The 23,543-nt window shown below is 49.8% G+C and carries 22 protein-coding genes; 8 read left to right on the top strand and 14 right to left on the bottom strand.

Annotated elements, in window-relative coordinates; genetic code table 11:
* Positions 1–262: 262 nt before the first annotated feature.
* The 4 genes from WCN91_RS10845 to WCN91_RS10830 all read right to left on the bottom strand — a co-directional run bounded on the left by WCN91_RS10845 (position 263) and on the right by WCN91_RS10830 (position 5,146).
* Positions 263–892, bottom strand: coding sequence for a PqiC family protein (locus WCN91_RS10845; RefSeq protein ID WP_342678955.1), 630 nt, complete (start codon positions 890–892; stop codon positions 263–265).
* Positions 892–2,550 (bottom strand): intermembrane transport protein PqiB, encoded by a 1,659-nt coding sequence (pqiB, locus tag WCN91_RS10840; RefSeq protein WP_342678953.1) that lies wholly within the window; start codon positions 2,548–2,550, stop codon positions 892–894. Before pqiB ends, WCN91_RS10845 begins: the two co-directional genes overlap by 1 nt.
* Positions 2,543–3,769, bottom strand: a complete 1,227-nt coding sequence (locus tag WCN91_RS10835; protein WP_342678951.1) for a PqiA/YebS family transporter subunit — start codon at positions 3,767–3,769, stop codon at positions 2,543–2,545. The genes pqiB and WCN91_RS10835 overlap by 8 nt, the downstream gene beginning before the upstream one ends.
* 585 nt (positions 3,770–4,354) lie before the next feature.
* Positions 4,355–5,146 (bottom strand): acyl-CoA thioesterase, encoded by a 792-nt coding sequence (locus WCN91_RS10830; protein ID WP_342678949.1) that lies wholly within the window; start codon positions 5,144–5,146, stop codon positions 4,355–4,357.
* Between the two features lie 185 nt (positions 5,147–5,331).
* On the opposite strand from WCN91_RS10830, the gene dnaK reads away from it, so the two are divergent.
* Both dnaK and dnaJ read left to right on the top strand, forming a co-directional pair.
* Positions 5,332–7,248 (top strand): molecular chaperone DnaK, encoded by a 1,917-nt coding sequence (gene dnaK / locus WCN91_RS10825; RefSeq protein ID WP_342678947.1) that lies wholly within the window; start codon positions 5,332–5,334, stop codon positions 7,246–7,248.
* An 84-nt stretch (positions 7,249–7,332) separates the two neighbouring features.
* Positions 7,333–8,463, top strand: coding sequence for a molecular chaperone DnaJ (gene dnaJ / locus WCN91_RS10820; RefSeq protein ID WP_342678945.1), 1,131 nt, complete (start codon positions 7,333–7,335; stop codon positions 8,461–8,463).
* An 84-nt stretch (positions 8,464–8,547) separates the two neighbouring features.
* Here the strand turns inward: dnaJ and WCN91_RS10815 are convergent, their stop codons facing one another.
* From WCN91_RS10815 to WCN91_RS10785, 7 genes are all read right to left on the bottom strand, one after another.
* Complete coding sequence (locus WCN91_RS10815; protein ID WP_342678943.1) at positions 8,548–8,772, bottom strand: hypothetical protein; 225 nt, start codon at positions 8,770–8,772, stop codon at positions 8,548–8,550.
* Positions 8,773–9,044: 272 nt separating this feature from the next.
* Positions 9,045–9,461 carry a hypothetical protein gene (locus tag WCN91_RS10810; RefSeq protein ID WP_342678941.1) on the bottom strand — a complete coding sequence of 139 codons (417 nt, stop codon included), beginning with the start codon at positions 9,459–9,461 and terminating at the stop codon, positions 9,045–9,047.
* 358 nt (positions 9,462–9,819) lie between these two features.
* Positions 9,820–10,077, bottom strand: a complete 258-nt coding sequence (locus WCN91_RS10805) for a hypothetical protein (protein WP_342678939.1) — start codon at positions 10,075–10,077, stop codon at positions 9,820–9,822.
* Positions 10,078–10,245: 168 nt separating this feature from the next.
* Positions 10,246–11,265, bottom strand: a complete 1,020-nt coding sequence (locus WCN91_RS10800) for an ABC transporter ATP-binding protein (RefSeq protein ID WP_342678937.1) — start codon at positions 11,263–11,265, stop codon at positions 10,246–10,248.
* 13 nt (positions 11,266–11,278) lie between these two features.
* The gene (locus WCN91_RS10795) at positions 11,279–12,769 is read right to left on the bottom strand and encodes an ABC transporter permease (protein ID WP_342678935.1); all 1,491 of its coding nucleotides are present in this window, start codon (positions 12,767–12,769) and stop codon (positions 11,279–11,281) included.
* Complete coding sequence (locus tag WCN91_RS10790) at positions 12,769–13,809, bottom strand: substrate-binding domain-containing protein (RefSeq protein ID WP_342678933.1); 1,041 nt, start codon at positions 13,807–13,809, stop codon at positions 12,769–12,771. Before WCN91_RS10790 ends, WCN91_RS10795 begins: the two co-directional genes overlap by 1 nt.
* Positions 13,810–14,622, bottom strand: a complete 813-nt coding sequence (locus WCN91_RS10785; RefSeq protein ID WP_342678931.1) for a hypothetical protein — start codon at positions 14,620–14,622, stop codon at positions 13,810–13,812.
* A gap of 209 nt (positions 14,623–14,831) precedes the next feature.
* Here WCN91_RS10785 and ybaK point away from each other — a divergent pair, with 209 nt between their 5' ends.
* From ybaK to WCN91_RS10755, 6 genes are all read left to right on the top strand, one after another.
* On the top strand, positions 14,832–15,293 hold the full coding sequence (gene ybaK, locus WCN91_RS10780) for a Cys-tRNA(Pro) deacylase (RefSeq protein ID WP_342678929.1): 462 nt from the start codon (positions 14,832–14,834) through the stop codon (positions 15,291–15,293).
* Positions 15,294–15,973: 680 nt separating this feature from the next.
* Entirely contained in the window at positions 15,974–18,235 is a 2,262-nt protein-coding gene (locus WCN91_RS10775; RefSeq protein WP_342678927.1) for an acyl-CoA dehydrogenase, read from the top strand.
* A gap of 111 nt (positions 18,236–18,346) precedes the next feature.
* Positions 18,347–18,739: a thiol-disulfide oxidoreductase DCC family protein gene (locus tag WCN91_RS10770; protein ID WP_342678924.1), complete on the top strand. Its 393-nt coding sequence runs from the start codon at positions 18,347–18,349 to the stop codon at positions 18,737–18,739.
* Positions 18,732–19,430, top strand: coding sequence for an SDR family NAD(P)-dependent oxidoreductase (locus WCN91_RS10765; RefSeq protein WP_342678922.1), 699 nt, complete (start codon positions 18,732–18,734; stop codon positions 19,428–19,430). The genes WCN91_RS10770 and WCN91_RS10765 overlap by 8 nt, the downstream gene beginning before the upstream one ends.
* 20 nt (positions 19,431–19,450) lie before the next feature.
* On the top strand, positions 19,451–20,086 hold the full coding sequence (locus WCN91_RS10760) for a flavin reductase family protein (protein WP_342678920.1): 636 nt from the start codon (positions 19,451–19,453) through the stop codon (positions 20,084–20,086).
* 347 nt (positions 20,087–20,433) lie between these two features.
* Positions 20,434–20,835, top strand: a complete 402-nt coding sequence (locus WCN91_RS10755) for a cytochrome b562 (RefSeq protein ID WP_342678918.1) — start codon at positions 20,434–20,436, stop codon at positions 20,833–20,835.
* A gap of 26 nt (positions 20,836–20,861) precedes the next feature.
* Here WCN91_RS10755 and WCN91_RS10750 read toward each other — a convergent pair whose 3' ends face one another.
* The 3 genes from WCN91_RS10750 to WCN91_RS10740 form a co-directional block, all read right to left on the bottom strand.
* Positions 20,862–21,533, bottom strand: coding sequence for a glycine-rich domain-containing protein (locus WCN91_RS10750; RefSeq protein ID WP_342678916.1), 672 nt, complete (start codon positions 21,531–21,533; stop codon positions 20,862–20,864).
* Between the two features lie 75 nt (positions 21,534–21,608).
* On the bottom strand, positions 21,609–22,691 hold the full coding sequence (locus tag WCN91_RS10745) for a substrate-binding domain-containing protein (RefSeq protein ID WP_342678914.1): 1,083 nt from the start codon (positions 22,689–22,691) through the stop codon (positions 21,609–21,611).
* Positions 22,692–22,776: 85 nt separating this feature from the next.
* Entirely contained in the window at positions 22,777–23,430 is a 654-nt protein-coding gene (locus WCN91_RS10740; protein WP_342678912.1) for a DUF6058 family natural product biosynthesis protein, read from the bottom strand.
* Positions 23,431–23,543 lie beyond the last annotated feature (113 nt).

Raw genomic sequence — 23,543 nt, 5'->3', positions numbered from 1 at the left:
CGGGAGCCTTTTTACATTGAGTTGTAGGTCGGTGTTGTGGGCGAGGCTTTAGCCTTGCAAGGGACCGATTGTCAGCATGCTAGGTAGCTGCTCCTGCATTGCTCGCTTGTCAGACTTAAGTCTGACCTACAGGTAAATTTAACCAATGTTGCTCTTTTGTCAGCCTGCTAGGTAACTGCTCCTGCGTTACCCTAGTACCGCCATTCATGGCGGCAAACCCCGACCTACAAGACAAACCCCGACCTGCAATGCAATTGTTGCATCAGGTGTTTGAAATTAAAGTATTAATCTCGGCGCTCATCTCATTTAAAGACTGCTGCCAGGCTTGGCTTAAGGCTTTCGCCAGGGCTTCGTAGCCATCTTCGGCCAGGGCTTGGCTGTGATAAAAACGGGCAATTTTCAACACATGCAGCTTGCCTTTGGCGTCCACCTTAGACAGTCGCCAGGTGCCGGCAATTTCCGCATTGTTGTCCAAACCACCATTAAACTGCTCTATGCTGACATCGAGCTGGAAAAACGAGGCCTGCAACTGCTCGGCATAGACATCTGCACCCTTGACCACCATTACCTTATCGAGTTCTTGCATCAACTGCGACTGCGCCATGGTGGCCAGTAAATGCGCCGGTGCATCGGCCCAAAAATGATAGTTGGCGCTGTATACCTGATGCTCGGAGCGTTTGATCACCATGGCGCGGTTATTCAATGTACCGCGCACGGCAATAGGGCTTAGGCGCAGCAGGTGTTCGCTTTGCAGATGACTGCGGCTAAACAGGGAACCCTGATCCTCGTTTTGATTTGTGCCTTGCAACTGATAATGATGCAAACTTGTGCTGCTGCTTGAGCAGGCGCCGAGCAGGGCGCAGGCAGCTACTAATGTAAGTAATCGCGACATTAATCTTTACTCCTTGGGGTAGGGTCGACGGGCAGCTCCTTGTCGAAAATCAACATATTCGGTTGCTCGCTCAGGCCTCGGGACAAGGGCTGTAATTCGTCCATTAGGCGCTGTACTTGCTGTAATGTGCTTTGCAGCTCCTGATACATGCCGGAGCCGTTTTGGAAGCTGGCCATGGTCAGCTCAAATTGCTCCATACTTTGCTCGAACTGGCGCATGCTTTGGCTGATATCGGCCATGTCCTTACTAATATCACCGGGCAGGGCGCGAGTCGCAGGCTCATTAATAAAGGCGCGCATATCCGCAGCCAGAGCTTCATAATTAGCCATGGTCTGCTCAAATTGGGACAGGCTTTGCTCGACTTTGAGGTTTTTCACCTTGTTAAGCACATCATTGAGCTGGTTTGCTAAGGCTGAAATACCGCTCGATGTGCTTGGGAATACAGTATATTTCCCACGTTTGGTCAGCACCGCTGGCTCGGCATCCGGATACATGTCTAAGTCCACATACACGGCACCGGTAAGCAGGTTGCCGGGTTTAAGTGAGGCGCGCAGGCCCTGAGCCAACCAGCCTTCAACGCGGGATTGCCAATATTCCCTTGCTTGTTGGGTGTCGCGATAAAGACGGCCGTATTCGATACGCAGCAGCACGGGCACGGCGTTACTGGTGCCACCAAAGTGGGCTGGGGCGCCGTCGATGATCACCTCGGCTGGAACTTGCTCTACTGTGCCTATGCGCATACCGCGGTACTCAACCGGCGCACCTTCACGCAGGCCGCGGATTGACTGTTCAAATTGCACCAGGTAATGGTCGAAATCATAAAAGCGTTGCTCAAGTGCCTTGCTGTAACTTTCACTAAGGCTAAAGGTATGGCCTTCTTTGACCATGGGGCCGGGTGAGTTGTCCTCGGGTATGCCTAAGGAAATGCCGCCTTTTAGGAGTTTCGACAATGAGCCGGTTTTGATACTGATGCCATCGGCATCCAGGTTCACTTCAAGGCCGGATTGCACCCAAAAAACTGTGTTAAGTGTAACCAGGTTCTCGTATGGTGCATTGATAAAGAGGCCATAGCGCATCACCTGTTGCTCCCAGTCGAAGTGAGCGGTTTCGATTTGGCCGATAAGATAACCTTTAAAGTAAACGCCGGTGCCGACATCGAGTACCTCGGCATTGCGGCTTGAGAGTTTATAGCGGGCGCCTTCTACATCGTTGCCGATAAGGGCCGGCTCTTCTTGTAATTCAAAGCGGTTAACCAGCTCCTTGCTTTCACCTGGGGCAAATTCGATATATACGCCGGAAAGCAGGGTGCTAAAACCGCTGACGCCGGTTTCATCGATGCGGGGCTTCACCACCCACATTTTTGCGTCTTCGCTGAGCAAGGAATCATAGTGCTTATCGATTTGGGCGCGCACTATGACATGATCGCGCTCATTGGCCAGGCGAATAGCATCAACCGTGCCTATTTTCACACTTCGTACCTTGATCTCCGTTTTACCGGCGATGATACCCTCGGCCTGAGCCATTTTAATATAGATGGTCTGCCCTTTATCTAATTGATATTCGAGCAGCATCCATGCACCGACAAACAGCGCCAGCAAGGGGATCAACCAAATGGGTGAAATTCTCGCTGCGGCTTGTATGTATGCAGGTTTAGTCATTAACCACTTCCTTTACCTGTTCAGGGGGATCCCAAATTAATCTTGGGTCGAATGAATGAGCGGCGAGCATTTGACAGATCACCATAGCTCCAAAACACATGGCGCCGAATCCCGGCTCCACAGACATAAGATTGCCCAGCTGCACTAAGGCCACTAACAGGGCGACCACAAAAACATCTATCATCGACCACTTGCCTATAAACTCAGTCACCTGGTACAGGCGGGTATAGGTGCCTGAGCGGCTGCCAACCTGGCGATAGACCAGTACGCACAAGGTGGCCAGCACCATGGCCTTAGCGAAAGGCACCACCACACTGGCTAAAAATATAATGGTCGCTATGGGGTAAGAGCCCACTTCCCATAATAAAATAACACCGCCGATCAGCGTCGATGGCTCCCGAGAGCCCAAACTGGTGGTATACATAATAGGCAAGACATTGGCGGGTATATAGAGCAGCACCGAAGTGATAAGCCAGGCCGCCGCTTTTTGCAGCCCTTTCATATTGCGAAAATGGGTGGCAGTGTGACACCTGGGGCATCGTTTATCTGTGGTTAACTGGTGACAGGTATGGCAGGCGCGTAGTTGCGCATCTATGGCACGAATACCACTGCTGACCGGCACGTCCTGATAGGGGCTGATCTGCTGCCATAAACGCTCATTATTAACCCGGCTTATGGTGGCGATATAACAGATCACAAAACCGGCATAGGCCCAAAAACTTTGCCCGAAGGACACATCGGCCAGGCTCATGATCTTAACCATGCTGATCAACACGCCGACCAGGAAAATCTCCGACATCACCCAGAGCTCCAGCGCCAAAGTGAACTTTAAAACGCGCCGTCCCCACTGTTTAGGCAGGCTGCGCAGTAAGCCCATATGCAAGGGCACCAGCAAGATCAGCATCAGCAGCGGCAGGATAATAATACTGGTATCGATAAACACCCCAAGCAAGGTGCTGTCGTAGTTAAACAGCATGCGTCCGGCATCGGGCAGGGTGATGGTTTGCGTCAGCCCATTGCTGGAAAAAGAAATAAAGGGATAAAACACCGAGCTGAGCAAAAGTATGATGGCGCTCAGGCTGAGGGCGACAACCTGGGTATCGTTATTTTCGGTGCGCAGATTAATTTGGCTGCGACAATGAGGACATTTGGCGACTTGCCTGGCTGCTAAGTCTGGAACTTCAACAATGAAATCACAATGTGAGCAGGCTAGATGCATGATTTCCCGAAAATGATAAATTACCACATATCCGTTAAGAATAGCCGTTTTAGCCGCTTAATCCTAGGGTCTGTTTATCTTTGCGGTTTACTTTATGTTCAATCTAAACGCATTCTGATGAATATAATCACTGATTTATGTGGTCAAATTCATCCATGAAGCTTGGTTACATCGCGCATCCATGCGCTCACCTCGCTAAGCTGCGAAGCATTGCTTCGGTCTTGCTCGCCTATGTTCATAGCGAGTAACACAGAGCAGGATGCGTTTAGATGAACCCGTAGGGCAGCGCTTGTAGCGCATTTCTACTGTGTTGTTACATGTTTATGTAGAATAACTACACCACACATGTGCCGCCTTGTATAAATACACTACAAACTGCTGCAGAAACGAACAACAAAGGTCAACAGACCCTAGTAACTTATTGTTACACAAATGCAGCTAAGTGGTGACTGGCAATGATAAAAATGCTGCTTTCGGGAGACGTTACAGGCAGTAAAGACCGAGGCGAGAGGCCGTCCCAGTTATTGATGACTCGAATGGACGGTCGGTGCCCAGGGCACCGACGGGATAATGATAGGTTTTGCGCTACGCAAACAAGGCAACGGTTTGTTTACTCTGGGCTATCACCTCGCCGCTCTCTGTGTATAAGGTGGCGTCTTCATAGGCATAGCCGTTGTGGGCAGCCGTGGTGGTGATATCTACACCCACCCAGTCGCCGGCATCGAGCTCGGGTAAATGTAAGCACTCCACATGCCAGCTCATGCTGCTGGCCGGAGCGGGCGCCTCAAATGCCTGCAATTGCGACGGCGGCCAGCTGTCAATCAGGGCGATTAAGTGCGTCCAATCGTAATTTTGCGTTTGCTCTTTAAAACGCATCCAGCCACTTAAATCTGTACGGGCGCTGCCGCTGTAGGGCATGCCACCTGCAACTAAATTTAAATCCACATACTGGAAGAAATTGGGCATCATCCCCTGCACAAAGGGTAAGCATTGATCGGCGTTAGGTGCCTGTTTCCCCTGCAATTGGGCGTAGGGTACTTCAACGATGGACGCTCGGTCTTTAGCAAATAAGCCCTGTACAGTTAGGCAGACTTGATCATCTTGGCTGATAGTGGCCGCATATTGACTTGAATTCTTGCCTTCGCGTAGCAAATTAAAGGACAAGGTAAAAGGCTTATCTGGGGCGATGGGACCGACAAATTGGGCGCTAAAGGAGCGTAGGGTGCGCTCGTCATGGCAATGCAGCAACATGGATTGCAGGGCAAAGGCGCAGGAAAGCCCGCCAAAGGCGGTGCGTCCTTGAGTCCATGACTCGGGGAATTGCAGGGTTTGGGTGTCACTTTCACTGACCAAGGCCATAAGCTGATCAAAAGTCATAATCTGATTCCTATTTGTTCATGTCCGACCAGTTTAACGCCTAAACCTTGTTTGTAGAGTGGTCAATTTAAAAAAATTTCAAAAAAACGAATTTTTTTTAGTTATCGCGCTTGAATTAGCAAAACTGACCCCTATTTAGTAAAGCATCAAACAGTTAAACAGATTTTTGAAGTTGGAGAAGATTCATGGGTAAAATTATTGGAATCGACTTAGGTACTACTAACTCTTGTGTGGCAGTACTAGATGGCGACAAGCCACGCGTAATTGAAAACGCCGAGGGCGATCGCACTACCCCTTCAATCATTGCGTTTACCGAAGACGGTGAAACGCTAGTAGGGCAGCCGGCGAAACGTCAGGCGGTAACAAACCCTACAAATACAGTATTTGCGATCAAACGTCTTATCGGTCGTCGCTTTGAAGACGAAGAAGTACAACGCGATATCGGCATCATGCCGTTCAAAATTGTTAAAGCAGACAATGGCGATGCATGGGTAGAAGTGAAGGGCGAAAAACGCGCTGCACCTCAGATTTCAGCCGAAGTACTTAAAAAGATGAAAAAGACCGCCGAGGATTACCTTGGTGAAGAAGTAACGGGTGCGGTAATCACGGTTCCTGCCTACTTCAACGACTCACAGCGTCAAGCGACTAAAGACGCCGGTCGTATTGCTGGTCTTGATGTTAAGCGTATCATCAACGAACCAACGGCGGCGGCACTTGCTTACGGTATGGACCGCAAACAAGGCGACAACGTAGTTGCAGTATATGACTTAGGTGGTGGTACTTTCGATATCTCAATCATCGAGATTGACGAAGTTGAAGGCGAGCACACCTTTGAAGTACTAGCGACCAATGGTGATACACACCTAGGTGGTGAAGACTTCGATAACCGCGTTATCAACTACCTGGTTGACGAGTTCAAAAAAGAGCAAGGTATCGACCTGCGCAACGACCCGCTAGCCATGCAGCGTGTTAAAGAAGCGGCTGAAAAAGCGAAAATTGAGCTTTCAAGTGCACAGCAAACCGAAGTGAACCTGCCGTACGTTACAGCAGACGCTTCAGGTCCTAAGCACATGAACGTGAAACTGACTCGTGCGAAACTTGAGTCACTGGTAGAAGACCTGGTTACTAAGTCTATCGAGCCACTTAAGAAAGCATTGGCCGATGCAGACCTATCTGTAGGTGACGTAAACGACATCATCCTAGTGGGTGGTCAAACACGTATGCCACTGGTACAGAAGACGGTTGCTGAGTTCTTCGGTAAAGAGCCACGTAAAGACGTGAACCCTGACGAAGCGGTTGCTGTAGGTGCTGCGGTACAAGGTGGCGTACTAGCCGGTGACGTTAAAGACGTACTACTACTGGACGTTATCCCACTGTCTCTAGGTATCGAGACCATGGGTCAGGTTATGACTACGCTAATCGAGAAAAACACGACTATTCCAACGAAGAAGTCGCAAACATTCTCGACTGCTGAAGATAACCAAAATGCAGTAACTATCCACGTGTTACAGGGTGAGCGTAAGCGTTCAGCCGACAACAAGTCGCTGGGTCAGTTCAACCTTGAAGGTATTCGTGCGGCGCGCCGTGGTGAGCCACAAATCGAAGTAACTTTCGATGTTGACGCCGATGGTATCCTACACGTGTCTGCAAAAGATAAAGACACAGGTAAAGAGCAGAAGATCACTATCCAGGCTTCTTCAGGTCTAAGCGATGAAGAAGTAGAAAAAATGGTACGTGACGCCGAAGCGAATGCCGAAGCGGATAAGAAGTTCGAAGAGCTTGTAACAGCTCGTAACCAGGCCGATGCCATGGTTCACGGTACGCGCAAGCAAATCGAAGAAGCCGGTGACGCATTACCTGCAGAAGATAAAGAAGCTATCGAAGCGGCAGTAGCCGAGCTAGAAACGGCTATTAAGGGTGAAAGCAAAGAAGAAATCGATGCTAAAACTCAAGCGCTTATCGAGAAGTCACAAAAGCTAATGGAAATCGCACAAGCGAAAGCCCAGCAGCAAGGCGGCGCCGATGCGGGCAGCCAGCAACAAGCTAAGCAAGACGACGACGTTGTTGATGCTGAGTTTGAAGAAGTGAAAGACGACAAGTAATTCACTTGTTGCACACGGGGCGCGCTGGCGGAAATCGCTTGACGCGCCCTTAGTGTATGTAGAATTTTAAAAATAGTGGTAGATATGTCAAAACGCGATTATTACGAGGTGCTGGGTGTAGCCAAAGACGCCAGTGACCGCGACATTAAAAAGGCTTATAAGCGCCTGGCGATGAAATATCACCCGGATCGTACTGCCGGCGACAAGGAACTTGAAAGCAAGTTCAAAGAGGTGAAAGAAGCCTACGAAATTCTTGGCGATGCGCAGAAACGACAAACCTATGATCAGTTTGGTCATGCTGCATTTGAACAAGGCGGTGGCGGTGGTCATGGCGGCTTTGGTGGCGGCGGTGACTTCGGTGATATTTTTGGCGACGTATTCGGCGACATCTTCGGTGGTGGCCGTCGTCAGTCGCGTCAACAACGTGGCGCCGATTTACGTTACAACATGGAACTGAGCTTGGAAGAGGCGGTCCGTGGTAAAGAAGTCGAAATCAAGGTTCCAACCTGGGTAAGCTGTGAGCCTTGTGATGGTTCCGGTGCCAAAGCTGGCTCAACACCAAAAACCTGTCACACCTGTCACGGTGCAGGCCAGGTGCAAATGCGCCAGGGTTTCTTTGCGGTGCAGCAAACCTGTCCAACCTGTCAGGGCACAGGTCAGGTTATCTCCGACCCTTGTAACAGCTGTCATGGCCAAGGCCGCGTAGAAAAGACCAAGACTCTGTCGGTGAAGATCCCGGCGGGTGTTGATACCGGTGACCGTATTCGCCTGGCTGGCGAAGGGGAAGCGGGGGCTCATGGGGCACCAGCGGGTGACCTTTATGTGCAGGTAAATGTGCGTGAGCACCCAATTTTTGTGCGTGATGGCAATAACCTGTATTGCGAAGTGCCAATTGGCTTCACCACGGCGGCTCTAGGCGGCGAGATTGAAGTGCCAACCTTAGACGGTCGCGCTAAACTGAAAATACCAGCCGAGTCGCAAACGGGCAAAATGTTCCGTATGCGTGGCAAAGGCGTGAAGTCGGTTCGCTCAGGCTCAGTGGGGGATCTGATCTGTAAAGTGGTGATTGAAACCCCGGTTAACTTGAACAGCGAACAACGCGAGCTGCTGGAGCAGTTGGAAAAGAGCATGGGCAAAGATAGCTCAAAGTATCGTCCTAAGGAGAAAGGTTTCTTCGATGGCGTGAAAAAGTTCTTTGACGACCTGACCAAGTGAACAGAGTGATAGTTAAAAAGCGCCGAAAGGCGCTTTTTTATGTCCGCGTAAATCGCTTTAGTCCCTGGTGGCTTAATTGCTGGTTTAGTTAAGCAAAATGGCCTGTTCACCGTCCCAACTGCAACGGCGCAGCTCGGCGCTATCGCTGTAGTGAATATCATGGATGGCTGATTTCACCTGAGTTAATTGCTCACAGCGCAGTACACATTGGCGCAGCTGTTGCCAGAAACTGTATTCGGCCTGTACCAAGCAGATCAGCAGCAGGCAGACTAAAACCAGAGTAAATACTCTGAGCCTTTTTAAAAGCATATTCGCCTCCGCACACTAAAATCCGATACTTTAACTCTAGTGTAATAATACCAATTCAGTTAAATAGCTAATCATTCTAGCGAGCTAAATATCATGCTCACTGTGTTGGAATTTTTCCATGTAAAATAATTACATAGAAAAATTCCGCCTTGTTATCATCTCATTTATCCAGCGCTATATCTGATCACATACTCAACAGAATTGGTATAAATGAGCCGGATTCATGCTCAATTCCAGGTCGAGGTTGTGGGCGTTTAGTGCTTATGTTGACATCACTCCACCCGGCAATAATACTCTTTAAATTGCCATTTGCTTGAGCGTACATAGTAGCAATCGCCTTCAAAGGTGAGGATCTGAACGATATCCGCTCTGTGGGGGCGACTAAAATAGGTGGTTCTAATGGTAGTGTCACCGAGGATCTCTACCTTATGGGGAGTAAACTTGAGCTGCTCGGGCATGCGGTTGGCGGGGTAGGTGGTAAAGACATGCTGATGTAGGACATGGACAATATCTGAGTTGATATTATCCCTCAGCATAAGTCGTTCTTCGGCGGGGATCTCATGTTGCGAGAGTAGGCTAGCAAGGGTTTTGTTCTCATCAAGTTGCCAGGCACCCACATAAAAAGGGGTCTGCCCTGCCTGATAAACAAGGTAAGTCAGAAACATTCCTAAACCAAGAGGCACCTTCATAGTTTCCTCTATTCAACCCTTGCGCCCATTGTTGAGCGTCCATATGGTGAATATTCGTTTGGCCACAAACTTCTAACTACTTTGTTCCTTGCCTATCGGCTTTCCCCAGCAGGTATGTAATACCCCTATCGGAACAAGCAATTTGTAACCAAACCCGCTAGATAGATCAGTATAGTGCCTAATTTAAGCTGTGTTACTGAGGTACAAAAATTGATAATTAAGCCTCTGAACTTGGGCGTAATTTTATTAGCGGGTTAGATAAAAGTGGTTTTGCTGGGTTTGTGGGGAGAGCCTGGATCGGGGCTTGAGTTAGATATTAAAAGTTAAAAATGTTTTGGATAAACAAGATATAAGCTGTTTAAGCGTAAGCGGCACTAACCCCAAAGTCGACGACACCGAGCTGCAAGGTAGCGGCAAATAGGCAGGCTAAAAATCCGCCGAATATCTTGCTGCCTTGTTCAAATCCGAATTTACTGTAGCCATAGGCGGGAATGCCGATAAAACCGATTAGGGCACAAAACAAGGGAAAATAACCAAGGTGGGTTATTGCGTTTTCCTTGCCATGAGATTTACACCAGGCAAAACAGCAAAAGGAAATAAACAGGGTATGAGGCAAAAAGGTAATGTTTACCTTGCCGTGGGTAAACAGAAAATAGCTGTCAATAAAGGCCGCAATGATCTAAGAAAACAGCGCTAAGAGAATTATTATATTGGATTTTTCATACTAACTTAAACTGGATTTAAAAGTGTGGGAACCTCGCGCCGCAGGCTCCCAGTGAGGTTTTTATGATTGATGCCTTTGATACACCGCCAAAGGATGGGAGGTACTGAGCGAGACATGCACTTTATCGCCGGGACGTACCATTACCTCATGGCTGACTCGGCTGGTGACCAGGGTATTGCATTGCAGCTCGACGGCGCACAGGCGACTGCCGCCTTCAAAGCGCACCCAGGTTACAGTGCCGTTACTGTTATCGCCATTTTGTGCCAGTAATACGTCATCTGGGCGCAGTAATACATCCACGGCGCCCGAGTCACAATCTATGCCTTGCGCCGGTGCTATACCTATGGCAGTGCTGGCCTGTCCGTGTTGATAGTCGCCGGCAATAAAGCTGGCTTCGCCTAAAAAACGCGCCACAAAGCGATTGCTGGGCAGGCTAAAACAGTGCTCTGGCGTATCGATTTGCTGAATGCTTCCCTCTTTTAGCACTCCAACTCTATCGCCTACCGACAGGGCTTCTTCTTGGTCGTGAGTCACCCAAATGGCCGGAACGCCGGCTGCTTTTAAGGCATTGCGAATATCCCAGCGCAAGGTGTCTTTAAGCGCCGCATCCAGATTCGATAGAGGCTCGTCTAAAAGCACAAAGTCTGGCTGGTGAGCGAGAGTTCTAGCTAATGCCACTCGTTGTTTTTGGCCGCCTGACAGTGTGGCGGGTTTTTTATCGACAAAGGCACCAAGGCCAAGGAGTTCAATCCAGTGCTCCGCTAAGGAGGTATCCTTTAAGCGAAAGCAGATATTTTGCTGTACGGTGAGATGGGGGAACAGGGCAAAGTCTTGAAACACCATGCCGACGCGGCGTTTTTCCGGGGGCACATGTAATTTTGGTGTGGCGCGCCAAGTGCCAAGATTGATTTCTCCGGCGCTGATCGGAATAAGACCGGCAAGCGCCTGTAAAATGGTGCTTTTACCGCAGCCGGTAGGACCAACCAGCATCAGGATCTCGCTCTCACCCAATGAGAGATCTAAGTCGCTTACGACTCGATTACTACCATAATCGATAGCTAACTTACTAACAGATAACATGTATTTTTGATCCTTAATTACTGCGTTTTTCACCGGAAAGCATAATAGCTAAACCACAGGCGGAAATCACCACAAGCAAGAGCCCGGGGATGGCGGCGCGGCCAAAGTAGCCCGCCTCATAAACGCGCCATAAATAGGTTGAGAGGGTCTCAAAACCTGTGGGCCCGAGCAAGAGTGTGGCCTCTAATTCTCGCATTGATTCTAAAAATACCAGGGCTGCACCTGCGACTATACCGCGGGCGGTCAGCGGCAAGGTGATGCGGGTAAAGGCCTCTCGTGGGCTGGCTCCAAGAACGCGCGCCGATTTAACTAAACTGGCGTCCATATGCTCGGTGCTGGTGCGTACCGAGCCCACCGCCAAGGGTAAAAACCGTAGCACATAGGCGATAACCAGCAGGGCCAGAGTTTGATAAAGCATGGGTAGTTGCAGGCCGGCGTAGACGAGCGCGGTGCCCATAACGACACCGGGTATACCAAAGCCGAAATAGGTAATACGCTCCATAATACGACCAGCCTTACCGCTGAGCGCCGCATGAGCCACGGGAATGGCCACAATCACAGCCACCAGTGCGGCTATGCCCGAGGCATAGGCGGAGTGCCAGGCAATAGAGAAGTCGAACTCGGCCAGACCGTCGCGGGCCAACCACAGTGAGAAAATAGCCAAGGGCAGGCCAATTGCTAAGAGCAGTACTGGGGCGAAGGTGGCGAACAGGGCCGCAACTTGCCAGGGCTTAGGGAATAAGATCAAGGGTCGACCATGGCGCTCGGTGGCGGTTTTGATTTGCGATTCCAAAAACAGCAAAAAGCCAACGATGCACATCAACTGCAACGACAGCATGGCGGCGCGGTTTAAACCAAAGGCGTTGTATTCCACATAGATCACCCGGGTAAAGGTATCCAGGCGCATCATCGCCGGGGTGCCGAAATCGGACAGGGTATACAAGGCCACCAACAAGGCACCGGCGGCAATACCGTTTACCACCCGGGGTAAAATCACCTTAAACACACTCATGGTCATGGACATGCCCAGGGTTCTTGCTGCATTGACCATGCTGGCATCGAGACTCAGCAGCGAAGAGCGGGTGGTCAGCATCACAAAGGGAAAAGTGTACAGGGTCATAACAATGGCGGCGCCGCTGAGGCCGTACATGGGCGGCGTGACTATGCCAAACAGCTGGTTGATCTCGCCCCCAGGGCCAAAGGCTGCATACAGGGTAAAAGCGCCGATATAACTGGGGATGGCCAAAGGCGCGGCAAACACCACTAGCCACATCTTCTTTAGCGGTACATGCACATAGGCGCTGATAAAGGCCAGGGGCACGCCGATAAGGATCGAGCCCAACACGGTGAGTACCATCAGCGACAGGGTATTGCCTAGTATGGCGAGGTTATGGCTGTCGAATACATTGCTGGCATCACTGGCGAGAGTGAGCAGCACATACACAGGTGTTAGGGCCACAAGCGCTGCAAGCAGCGCCATGGGATAGGAAGCAGGCAGGCGCATTAGAGCACACCGTTGTTACGCATTAAATCCAAGGTCGGGCGCAAGTCTGCCAATTGCGTTAAGTCTATTTTAGGCGGCGAAATGCTGGCTATGGAAGGCAGGCCTTCAGGCTGTTTAATGCCTTCTATAAGCGGGATTTCATAGGCCTCACGGGCCAGATAACCTTGTACCTCAGCGCTTAATAGATAACGCATAAAGTTGGTTGCCAGCGGGTCTTTATTCAGCGCTAAAATACCTGAGGCATTAACCAGACAACCGGCATCATTTTGGGTAAAAGCAAGATCTAACTTGGCTTCGGGTTTACCCGCTTTCAGACGCAAACTGTAGTAGTGATTGGCAAAGCCTATGTCAACTTCACCGCGCTCTACGGCCATCACTACGCCTAGTTCACCGGCATAGGATTTGGCTTTCTTTTTCACCTTTTTCAGCCACTTGGCGGTTTTATCATCGCCTTCAAGTAAGCGCATGGCGGTGATAAAGGACTGGAACGAGGCATAGGCCGGAGCCCAGCCAATGCTCAGGTCGCTATCGGCGATAGCCATAATGCTGTCGGGGATCTGCTCCTTAGTTAGGCGCTCTGTGTTATAGGGCAGGGTGCGTATGCGGCCGGTGACCGGCGCCCAGCCCGAGTAGCGAAACTGAGGTTGCAGTTGTGCCGATAAGTCAGCAGGCAGCGGCTGTGCCAGCCCAGCGTCTGTCACCAAGCCTATGGCGCCGGAGTCCACCGCCCAGAATAAATCGGCGCGGCGTACACCCATTTTCGCTTCCGCGACTATGGTGTTGGCCAGAGCAGCAGTAGGGCCGCGACGAATACCCAGTTCTAAATTCGGGTTCTTATCTTGAATGGCTTGCAGGACATTTTCATACAGACCGCCTTCGCCGCGACCTAGATACAAGGTCAACTTACCTTCGAGGGCGGGAAGGGAGTCTACCGACACTGGGTTGGCGGCGGTTGCGGCCCATGTCCGTGATAGAGGCAGCGGCAAGGTGCTGGCTACCCCAAAGGCGGCCAGACCCTGAATAAAGGTTCTGCGTTTCACTTAGAACACGTCCTTACGGGCTTTTTCAGCCTTTTCAATCAGCTTTTTGGCACGATCCAGCTTGCCTTGCATGGCAACAACCACAGCACGTACGTCATCGACGCTCTTGTTATCGGCGATTGCCTTTGGCAAGGTGACATTAAAGTCTTTTTCCAACTCTTCAACCAGGTTGGCATCTTGCTCAATTAAAGTGCCTTCAACGCCTTCGAACAGGTGCAGGTAAGTGTCATGAACTATTTGCGTGGCTTCCTCACCTAGGCGCTCAGCGTACTTGGCAACGACACGGTCAAGCTTGTGGTTGATTTCGTCCATGGTAGCGCTTTGCGTCATGGTTTCTGTGGCCGTGGCCTTAACGCTTTGCAGCAGGCCTTTTTGTTGGAATTGCGCCGCCAGTTTAACTGCGCCCAAGCCTTGCCATAGAGCCGCATTGAGGGCTTGTTGTTGCTTGCGTACTTCGGCCGCTGGCGCTTTGTTGTCTATGGCCATCTTGATGCCATAAAGGCCTTGCCAAATAGAAGCATAAACGGGCACATAGTTAGTTTCTATGGCGCTGTGGAATTTAACCGCTTCCCAGTATTCGACCAGATCGTCGCTGTTTACCGCTTTGGCGCCCTTGGCTTCATAGTCGCCGACCATTGTATCAACCTTGCCAATTATCCATTGTACTTCTTCGGAATAGTCTTTTAGGTTTTCCTGTAAATGATTGACGTGCTCACCGATTGGGCCGTTGGCAAAGGCAGGCTGAAAGCTAAATGCAGAGGCGAATAACAGGCTCACGCCCAAGGTTTTGGCTGATTTAAACAATGAGTTCATAGCGTGGGGATCCAAGTCTAAATGATATTTATTATCATATCTGCGCAACTCGTTTAAATCAATACATTAAATTGTCCTGTTGCGTTACTTTTTGTGCGGCTATCTGTGCCGATATGCTTACGGATTAATATTAGCCTGTGGAGCATAGACAAGAGCCGGCGGCAAACAGTATGCTGTTGATGATAAAGACTTATTACAAAGGATTGGCTATGACTCCTGCGGTAACCTTTTTAACCAAGCATAAGGTGGCATTTGAGCTTATCAGTTTTGAGCATGACACCCAGGTTGATAATTATGGTCAGGAAGTGATAGATAAACTGGCCTTAGACGCCGCCTGTGTATTTAAAACCCTGGTGCTGGAAACTGCAGAGCAAGGGTTTGTGGTCGCCATTACCCCAGTGAGCCAACAGGTTAATACTAAATCCTTGGCTAAACTGGCGGGCAGTAAAAAAGTGGCCATGGCCGCGGGGGCCGATGTGGAGCGGGTAACCGGCTATGTGCTCGGCGGTGTGAGCCCCTTTGCGCAAAAGAAACGGTTGCCCGTGTATGTGCATCAAAGCGCCTTGGCGCAGGAAAGAATTTATGTCAGTGCCGGCAAGCGCGGTGTTGAGCTGGCCTTGGCACCAAAGGATTTAATCACCCTTTTAAATGCCCGCTGCGGAGAGTTTTAGCCGCAGCTGTTTTTTTTGCTTCCATTTTAATGTTATCAGCCACTTTTTGGCCTGTTTATTCATTAGGGTCTGTTGACCTTTGTTGTTTGTTTCTGCAGCAGTTTGTAGTGTCTTTGTACAAGGCGGCACATGTGTGGTGTATTCTACATAAACATGTAACAACACAGTAGAAATGCGCTACAAACGCTGCCCTACGGGTTCACCTAAACGCATCCTGTTCTGTGTTGCTCGCCATGAACATAGGCGAGCAAGACCGAAGCAATGCTTCGCAGCTAAGCGAGGTGAGTGCATGGATGCACGATGTAACCAAGCTTCATGGATGAATTATGCCTTATAGGTTAGTGCTAAATTCACCAGAATGCGTTTAGATTGAACATAAAGTAAACCGCAAAGATAAACAGACCCTAGTCATTTAAGTGATAATTCACTCTAGAGCTATATCAAGAAGTGTTATTTTCATCCGTTTCGGTACAAAACACAGCTTTAAGCGCCATTTTTTACCCTAAGCGCCAAATTATTTTTTGTGTGCAACTGTACGCTCAAATCGCGGTAATTCAGGCGTTTGGGGTGAGTGAGGCAAATAAAGTTTAAAATTTCTGTTAAAAAACTGGTTGGACCAATTGATCTAAGCCGATTTTTATGACGTAATAAGGGAAATTAACTGGTCAGATGAGTTGGTTATGAGCTTACGTACAAAATTAAAAAAAATCCTTCCGAGTATTTCTATCACAGAGCAAGAGGCGCTGGATGCCGGTGATGTCTGGTTAGAAGGTTCTATCTACCGCGGCAAACCGGATTTCGCAGCGCTGCGCGATGTGCCAGCGGCAACCTTGAGCCAAGAAGAGCAAGCCTTCCTTGATGGCCCTGTGGCCGAGCTGTTGGAAATGATCGACGAGTCCGAAATTCAATCGGGCACGCATCTGCCAGAGCATATTCTTGAGTTTTTGAAAAAAGAACGTTTCTTCTCGCTGATTATTCCGAAGAAATTCGGCGGTCTTGAGTTTAGCCCTTATGCTAACTCGACCATAGTGGCCACCATCTCTACTAAGTCATCGGCGGTTGCTGTAACCGTGATGGTGCCAAACTCTTTGGGCCCGGGTGAGTTATTACTGCACTTTGGTACCGAAGAGCAACAAAATCATTATCTGCCGCGCCTGGCCAACGGCCGCGATATTCCTTGTTTCGCCCTGACCAGCCCGGAAGCGGGTTCGGATGCCGGTGGTATTCCGGATATCGGCGTGGTTAAAGAAGGCGAATACCAAGGCGAGAAAGTACTTGGCCTGGAAGTAACCTGGGACAAGCGTTATATCACCCTGGCACCTATCGCCACCGTATTGGGCTTGGCCTTTAAGGTGCAAGACCCAGATCACCTGTTGGGTGATAAAGAAGACTTAGGCATTACCTGTGCACTTATTCCAAATACCCACCCAGGTGTGGAGCTGGGTAATCGCCACGACCCTATGGGCGTGCGTTTTTACAATGGTACGACGCGCGGTGAAAAAGTCTTTATTCCTATGGACTTTATTATCGGCGGACAAAAGAACATCGGCCGCGGTTGGCAGATGCTGGTGAGCTGTTTAGGTGCCGGCCGTGGTATTTCATTGCCAGCTTTAGGTGTGTCGGTATCTCAGGTGTCCTTTAAGGGCGCCGCTGAGTATGCTGCCGTGCGTGAACAGTTTGGTTTGGCTATAGGTCAGTTCGAAGGTATTCAGGAAAAGCTGGCCGATATCGCCGGTAAAACCTACCTGCAAGAAGCCATGCGCGTGCTCACCACAGAAGGTCTGGGCATGGGTCTGAAGCCTTCGGTAGTAACCGCCATTGCCAAGTACCATATGACCGAAATCGGCCGTGACGTGCTGAACTCGGCCATGGATATTCAAGCCGGTAAAGCCATTCAGCGCGGCCCGCAAAACACCTTGGCCAGCGGCTTTGTCGCTCAGCCCATCGCCATTACGGTAGAAGGGGCGAACATCCTGACGCGTAACCTGATGATCTTTGGTCAAGGCGTGATGCGCTGTCATCCATACTTGCAAAGCATGGTGGAGTCTATTCACTCGCAAGAAAAAGATGCCGATGCCACCTTTAATCGCATTTTGCGTAAAACCGTGGGCTACAGCACCGGCAATGCGCTGCGTGCCTTTAAACATGGTTTACTGCCTTTTACCGCGCCAAGCGCATCGTCTTTGCCTGAAGTACGCGAGTATGAAAAGGCGGTTCACAAGTTGTCGTCACGCCTAGCCGTGTATGCGGATTTCTCCTTGTTGGTTTTGGGCGGAAAATTAAAGCAGGCGGAAATGTTGTCGGCGCGACTGGGCGATGTGATGAGCTATATGTATGCGGCCATGGCCTCGATTAAATACTATGAGCAAAAGGTCAGCAGCGCAGATCGCGCGCAAGCGGCGCCATACTTCCACTATGCGACCCGCTGGGCACTGCAACAAGCGGAGCAGGCATTGCATGCCTTCTTGGATAACTTCCCAGCATCGGGCACGCGCAAATTTATGCGCTTCCTAACCTGGCAGTACGGCTACAAGATGCCAACCATAAGTGATGATTTGGTTCGCGAACTGGCCCATCAGGCGCAACTGGATACGGCCATTAAAGCCCAGCTGACACATCTGGTGAAACCAACGCCGGGGGATGGTCACGATATCAACGAGCAGGCCTATAAAGCCAAGCTGGCAAACCTTGAAAGCCTAGCCAAGGTGCGCAAGGCTATTAAGTCGAAGCAGATTCGCTCAGGCGTGCGCTTTGCCGAGACGCTGGATAATGCTCTGACGGCCGGTGTGATCGATGCCAATGAGTATGCGTCTTTGGTTGATTATAACCGCAAGCGTGAGCTGGCTATTCGCGTCGATGAATTTGATTACGATATGAACCTGCTGCGCCCGGACGGCACCCGTGCCGACGGCCAGGACGTGAGCCTGCGCAGCGCCAGCTAATTATTCCTTGTCACATTTGCATTACCACCAAGCCCTTACCTCTGCGTAAGGGCTTTTTTATTGGGTGATCTTAAGGCGGCCTCTGTTCGTAATGAAAGACGGAGGAAATGTATGCTCACTTTATTTTATGACGGCCACTGTCCGATGTGTGCCGCCGAGATCAGAAAATTAAAAGGGTACGCTAACGAGGGTGTTCTTGTACTTATCGATATAAATAACGCTGAAGACTTGTCATATTTCCCCATGATTGACTATCACGCCGCCTTAAAGACCTTGCATGCCCTTGATGACAAAGGGCAGATCTTACTGGGTTTGGATGCCAATGTCGCCGCGTGGCGGGCGGTTGGCAAGTATCCTTGGTTAAGGGTGTTGCGCTGGCCGTTGATCCGTTTTGTCGCAGACTGCTGTTATCGCATTTTTGCTAATAATCGTCATCGAATAACGGGTTGGCTATCGGCAAGCCCATGCAAAGGGCAGTGCGCAATCGGTGAGCGACATGAGTAGGGCCCTGATTATAGGCGCTTCGAGTGCCATCGCACGAGCTCTTATCGATGAGTTGGAGTCACACGGGACGCAGGTGCACAGCGTGAGCAGAGCTAGGCTCGCGCGTGAGCGACACAGTTGTTTGAATTACGGTGAGCAGGCGATTGCCAACTGGTGTCTTGATGCCCAGCAACAGGGGTTGGCCTTTGAACACATTTATATTTGCAACGGTATGCTGCACGCAGAGGAGCTGCAGCCCGAAAAATCGCTTACTGCATTTTCGGAGTCGGCCTTTTTCGAGGTGATGCAGTGCAACACGGTAGTCCCTATGTGGTGGCTGTCGAACCTGAGCAAGATTTTGGCGCCCGAAGCGCAATGCGTGGTCACCATTATAAGTGCCCGCGTGGGCAGCATCACAGATAACCGCCTGGGGGGCTGGTATAGCTACCGCGCCTCAAAGGCGGCCTTGAATATGCTTACCAAAACCGCCGCTATTGAAATCCGGCGCACGCACAAGCAAAGCAAATTTTTGTTGTTTCATCCCGGTACCACGGACAGTGCGCTGTCTAAGCCTTTTCAAAAAAATGTGCCTGCGGGCAAGTTGTTTACCCCTCATTTTGTCGCCCAGCGTTTACGGGAGCTCAGCACAGATTATACCTTTCTTCCGCCCTGCGGCTTCTATGACTGGAATAGACAACCCATTGAATTTTAAAGTTTATAGAGAGGATAATAATGCAATTTAGTAAAGATGACCTCGGGGCAATGCCCTCACGATATAGAGCGCACTTTGTAAACAGCCTGTCGGGGTATAAAAGTGCAAACCTGGTGGGCACCACAGATGGTAAGGGCAACCATAACTTAGCCATTGTCAGCTCTGTGGTACACCTGGGGGCGCATCCTCCTTTGGTTGCCATGATCATGCGCCCGGATGTGGTGGAGCGCCATACCCTCAGTAATATAAGAGCCACGGGTTGGTATACCATTAACCAAGTGAACAGTGGTTTTTGGCAGGCCGCGCATCAGACTTCGGCCAAGTACGCCGTGCATGAAAGTGAATTTGATGCGGTGGGTTTGGAGCCTCAATTTATCGGTGAGTGTCCCGCTCCTTTCGTCAGCCAAAGCCTGTTGAAATATTCGGTCAAATTGGTTGCTGAGCAGGTCATAGAACAAAATGGCACCCTGATCTTGATTGGCGCAATCGAACAGGGGGAGGTCAGTGACAACGCCTTGTGCAGCGATGGCCATATCGATCTTAACAGCATAGATACGGTGGCGATAACGGGATTAGACGGGTACCATGTTGGCAGCCGCCTTGGCCGCCTCAGTTACGCACAACCTCATGTATGGCCAAGCGCCCTGGATGACTAGGGTCTGTTGACCTTTGTTGTTTGTTTCTGCAGCAGTTTGTAGCGCATTTATACAAGGCGGCACATGTGTGGTGTAGTTATTCTACATAAACATGTAACAACACAGTAGAAATGCGCTACAAGCGCTGCCCTACGGGTTCATCTAAACGCATCCTGCTCTGTGTTGCTCGCTATGAACATAGAATGACTATGCATCATAACGAGCGTCGTGATCAGAATGCGTTTAGATTGAACATAAAGTAAACCGCAAAGATAAACAGACCCTAGTGTAAAGGGGATTGACAGCGCCCTTGTGTCGAGACTGTGCTGAGGTACAATGGCGGCAGTTTGAATTAAGAGGTTTCTCCCATGCGTTTAGTCTTATCCCTGTTTCTTGGTGTTTTTATTGGTCTGGCGTCAATGCAGACAACGGCTCAGCAGAGCGTCGATCTTGAAGCCGTGATGAAGAAAATGGGCCACAGCTTTAAAAAAGCGGTTAAAGCTGAGGATAAAGGGCAAATGTTACTTGCCTTAGACGAGCTAGAGACCTTGGTAGAGCAAGCCAAGCAGGCCCGCTTTAATAAGAAGCCGGAACAGTCACAGCAAGGGTTGGACAAGGTACTGGAGCAAATCTCTCTGGTTCGCACCTTGGCGCAAAATAACGAGTTAGCTCAAGCGAGAGTGGCTCTGAAAAGCATTGACTCACTACGCAAAGAGTACCACGAGCTCCATGAGCCGCCTGGCTTTTGGCAATTATTGTTTGGTCAATAATATCTAGTTTTTCAGTGGTTGCGGTGTTAGTCGCCGCCGCCACAGCCTCCACCGCAGCTTGAGTCACCACCGACACTATCGTTCGAGCTCGACGTTGAACCGCTGTCACCTGCACATCCCGATGAACAACCTATATGGGCGGCGCAATAGCCATCACCATACATAGGCGACTTTTTATTCTTGCAATCTAAGGCGTAGACAAAGCCGTCTTCAATTTTTAGCTGACTATCAATTGCGAACAGCAGGGGCAGCTGAGTGGGAGCAGCCGCGGGCAGCTTGCTTTTGGCACAGGCCAGACGCCAGGCGCGTTTGATGCCATCTTGGGCGACCACCTTGGTTCTCATGGCCTCGCTCGGCGTATGGTGCAAAAATCGCCCGAGTGCCTTTTTACAAAATTGCTGATAGTTGCGGGTAAAGAGAATAAATTCGTGCCAAGCCACATCGACCACCTGTGAGGGCATGGCCACCATTTTATTACCGGCCTGATGACAGATATAAAAGTAATCCCGTAACCCCTGAAGTACCAGTGCCACATCCTTGTCATTGAGGTGAGGGTAAGCACTTTTTACTTTGGCGGCAATCGCCGGCGCAAACTGGTATTGCTCTATATACACAAGTTGCGCTTGTTTTTTACGGCGCTGGTATAAATAGACACCCATCCCTAAAATGATGAGCGCTGCGATGGGTGTCATTATCATTTTGCTTTGCCTTTTGGTTTGTTCTTGTTCTTATTAGCTATCTATGGCTTGTATCTTTAGGTAAGTTGTTTTTGGTTAACAGCCTTTTTGTAAACACAGGGCCAGGTTCTGCAGGGTAAAGGGCCAGGGCTCTTGGTGTAAGCTGCTAAAGCGCTTAAAGTTAATATCGCCTAGGGTGCGCTCTTGTATGGCCTTAATCAGTATTTGATATTGCTCGGCATCTGGCTCAAATATGGCCAGATTACTGTTCGAAACAAAAGCATTGCCCTGAATATGGCTATCGTGCAACATGATCAAGGCCGCAGCCCCCAATAAAATATGGCCACCGACGGAAACTTCAAGGTGTTCATCTGTGTCCATCTTATCCCAGTTAATACCGCCGACGACCGGTAACTGCGCCGAGTTTACACTCGTAGCAGCTCTAAGTGCGCCTCCTGCAATGGGGTCGTTGGCCGCCCAAATCATATTGATATTCTTGATATGACTAAGCACGCGAATGCTTTTGCGATAGCCTTGCTCTGCAGACCAATTAGCCACTTCATGGTATACCAGGTCTACTTCCGGGTGCTGGCGTAAAAACAATTCCAGACCACGCTGGCGGCTGAGCGCCGAATCCGTAGTGTGATCCCCATACAGTGCCAGCATATTGAGTTTGGCATCTTCACCAAAACGTTCAATGGCGCGCTCAAACAGACCGCGGGCCAGCTTATAACCAGCCTCGAAATGATTGGGAAGAATATAGCCGAGTAGCCAATCTGGTTTAGTGGTGAGAATGTGCTCCTGCGGAGCATTATAAATAAATAACAGTGGCTTATCTAATTTGGCATCGGCCTTGATCAGTTTGGTTATGGCTTTTTTCTCGTCAACCACTATTACATAGTCGGTATTGCTTCTGAGCGCGTCGTTCAGTTGTGACTTCATCAAGATATGATTGCGGTTTGCGTAGGTGACCGACAGTTGAATATCGAGATCCTCGGCCACAGCTTCCATCGCCAAGGCCACGTTACGCCAAAACAGCCCGGTCGAATTATCGAACTGGTGACCGGGGTTCACAAAGCGTACCTTAAGCGGCTGAGCATCGGGAACGGCTTGAGCTCCTGCACTGGTAAACAGCAAGCTGAGGGTGAACGAAACGAGTAAAAAGCGGAAAATCGTCATTATTTCAACATATAACTGATATAGACCCTAGTGTATGTGGCGTGCGTGCATCAGTAAAGGAAGGGTCGACAATTTCCGCTTTAGTTTAGCGTTTTAGTGATAAATCATACTTGAGCACTAAGGCATCCAGGTATTTGGCGCGCAGCGAATGCTTGTACTCATGGCCGGGCGGTTCAATAATCGCTTTGGAAAATTGTTTCATAATTGGATGTAATTGCTGCCTTTGCTCGGCACTTAAGGCGGTGACCGTCATTCCCTCGGTGAGCGTGTCTATACTGTAGCGCAATGCATCCATATGAATAATTTCTTCAATCTGCCCTTGTCGGGTTTGGGTACCGAATTGGCCGCTTAAAAATTGCTGCCACAGGTGGGTGAGGCGTTCGTCAATATCCTCCAGGTAGTCGTCAACCAGGTAGAGCCCCTCGTTTTGCAAAGAGTGAAGCGCTTGCATCGCCCGCTGGGCAAAGAGGTTAAAGGCAACACTGGCCGACTCTATCTTTGCCTTGGCAATTTGTCGCCCCCAATCTTGCATGGCGATAGGGTAGTACAGCCAAAATACCTGACAGTCATAAATCCCCTGTACCGAGTGGCATTGAATGGTGTTTTCCAAGCTATAGCTGGCTTGAGGAAAAATGCACAGATGTTGCCAGTGCTCAAGTTGCTCACAGTCGACACCCAGGTGTTGGCAAAGCTGATCTTCCCGGTAGAAAAATTGTTCCAAATAATCCAAAAGATGCATAGGTAAATCGATAACTGTATGTTTATACAGTTATCTTGATTCAAACCCGATTAAGTTGCAAGCCTTAAAATGGAGAAATTAGTACGCAATGATGTCGTACCTCTCGGCATAGG

This window comes from Pseudoalteromonas qingdaonensis (assembly GCF_038739665.1).
Lineage (GTDB): Bacteria > Pseudomonadota > Gammaproteobacteria > Enterobacterales > Alteromonadaceae > Pseudoalteromonas > Pseudoalteromonas qingdaonensis.
Note: the sequence above shows the minus strand (reverse complement) of the source record. Positions and strands in the feature narration are given on the sequence as shown.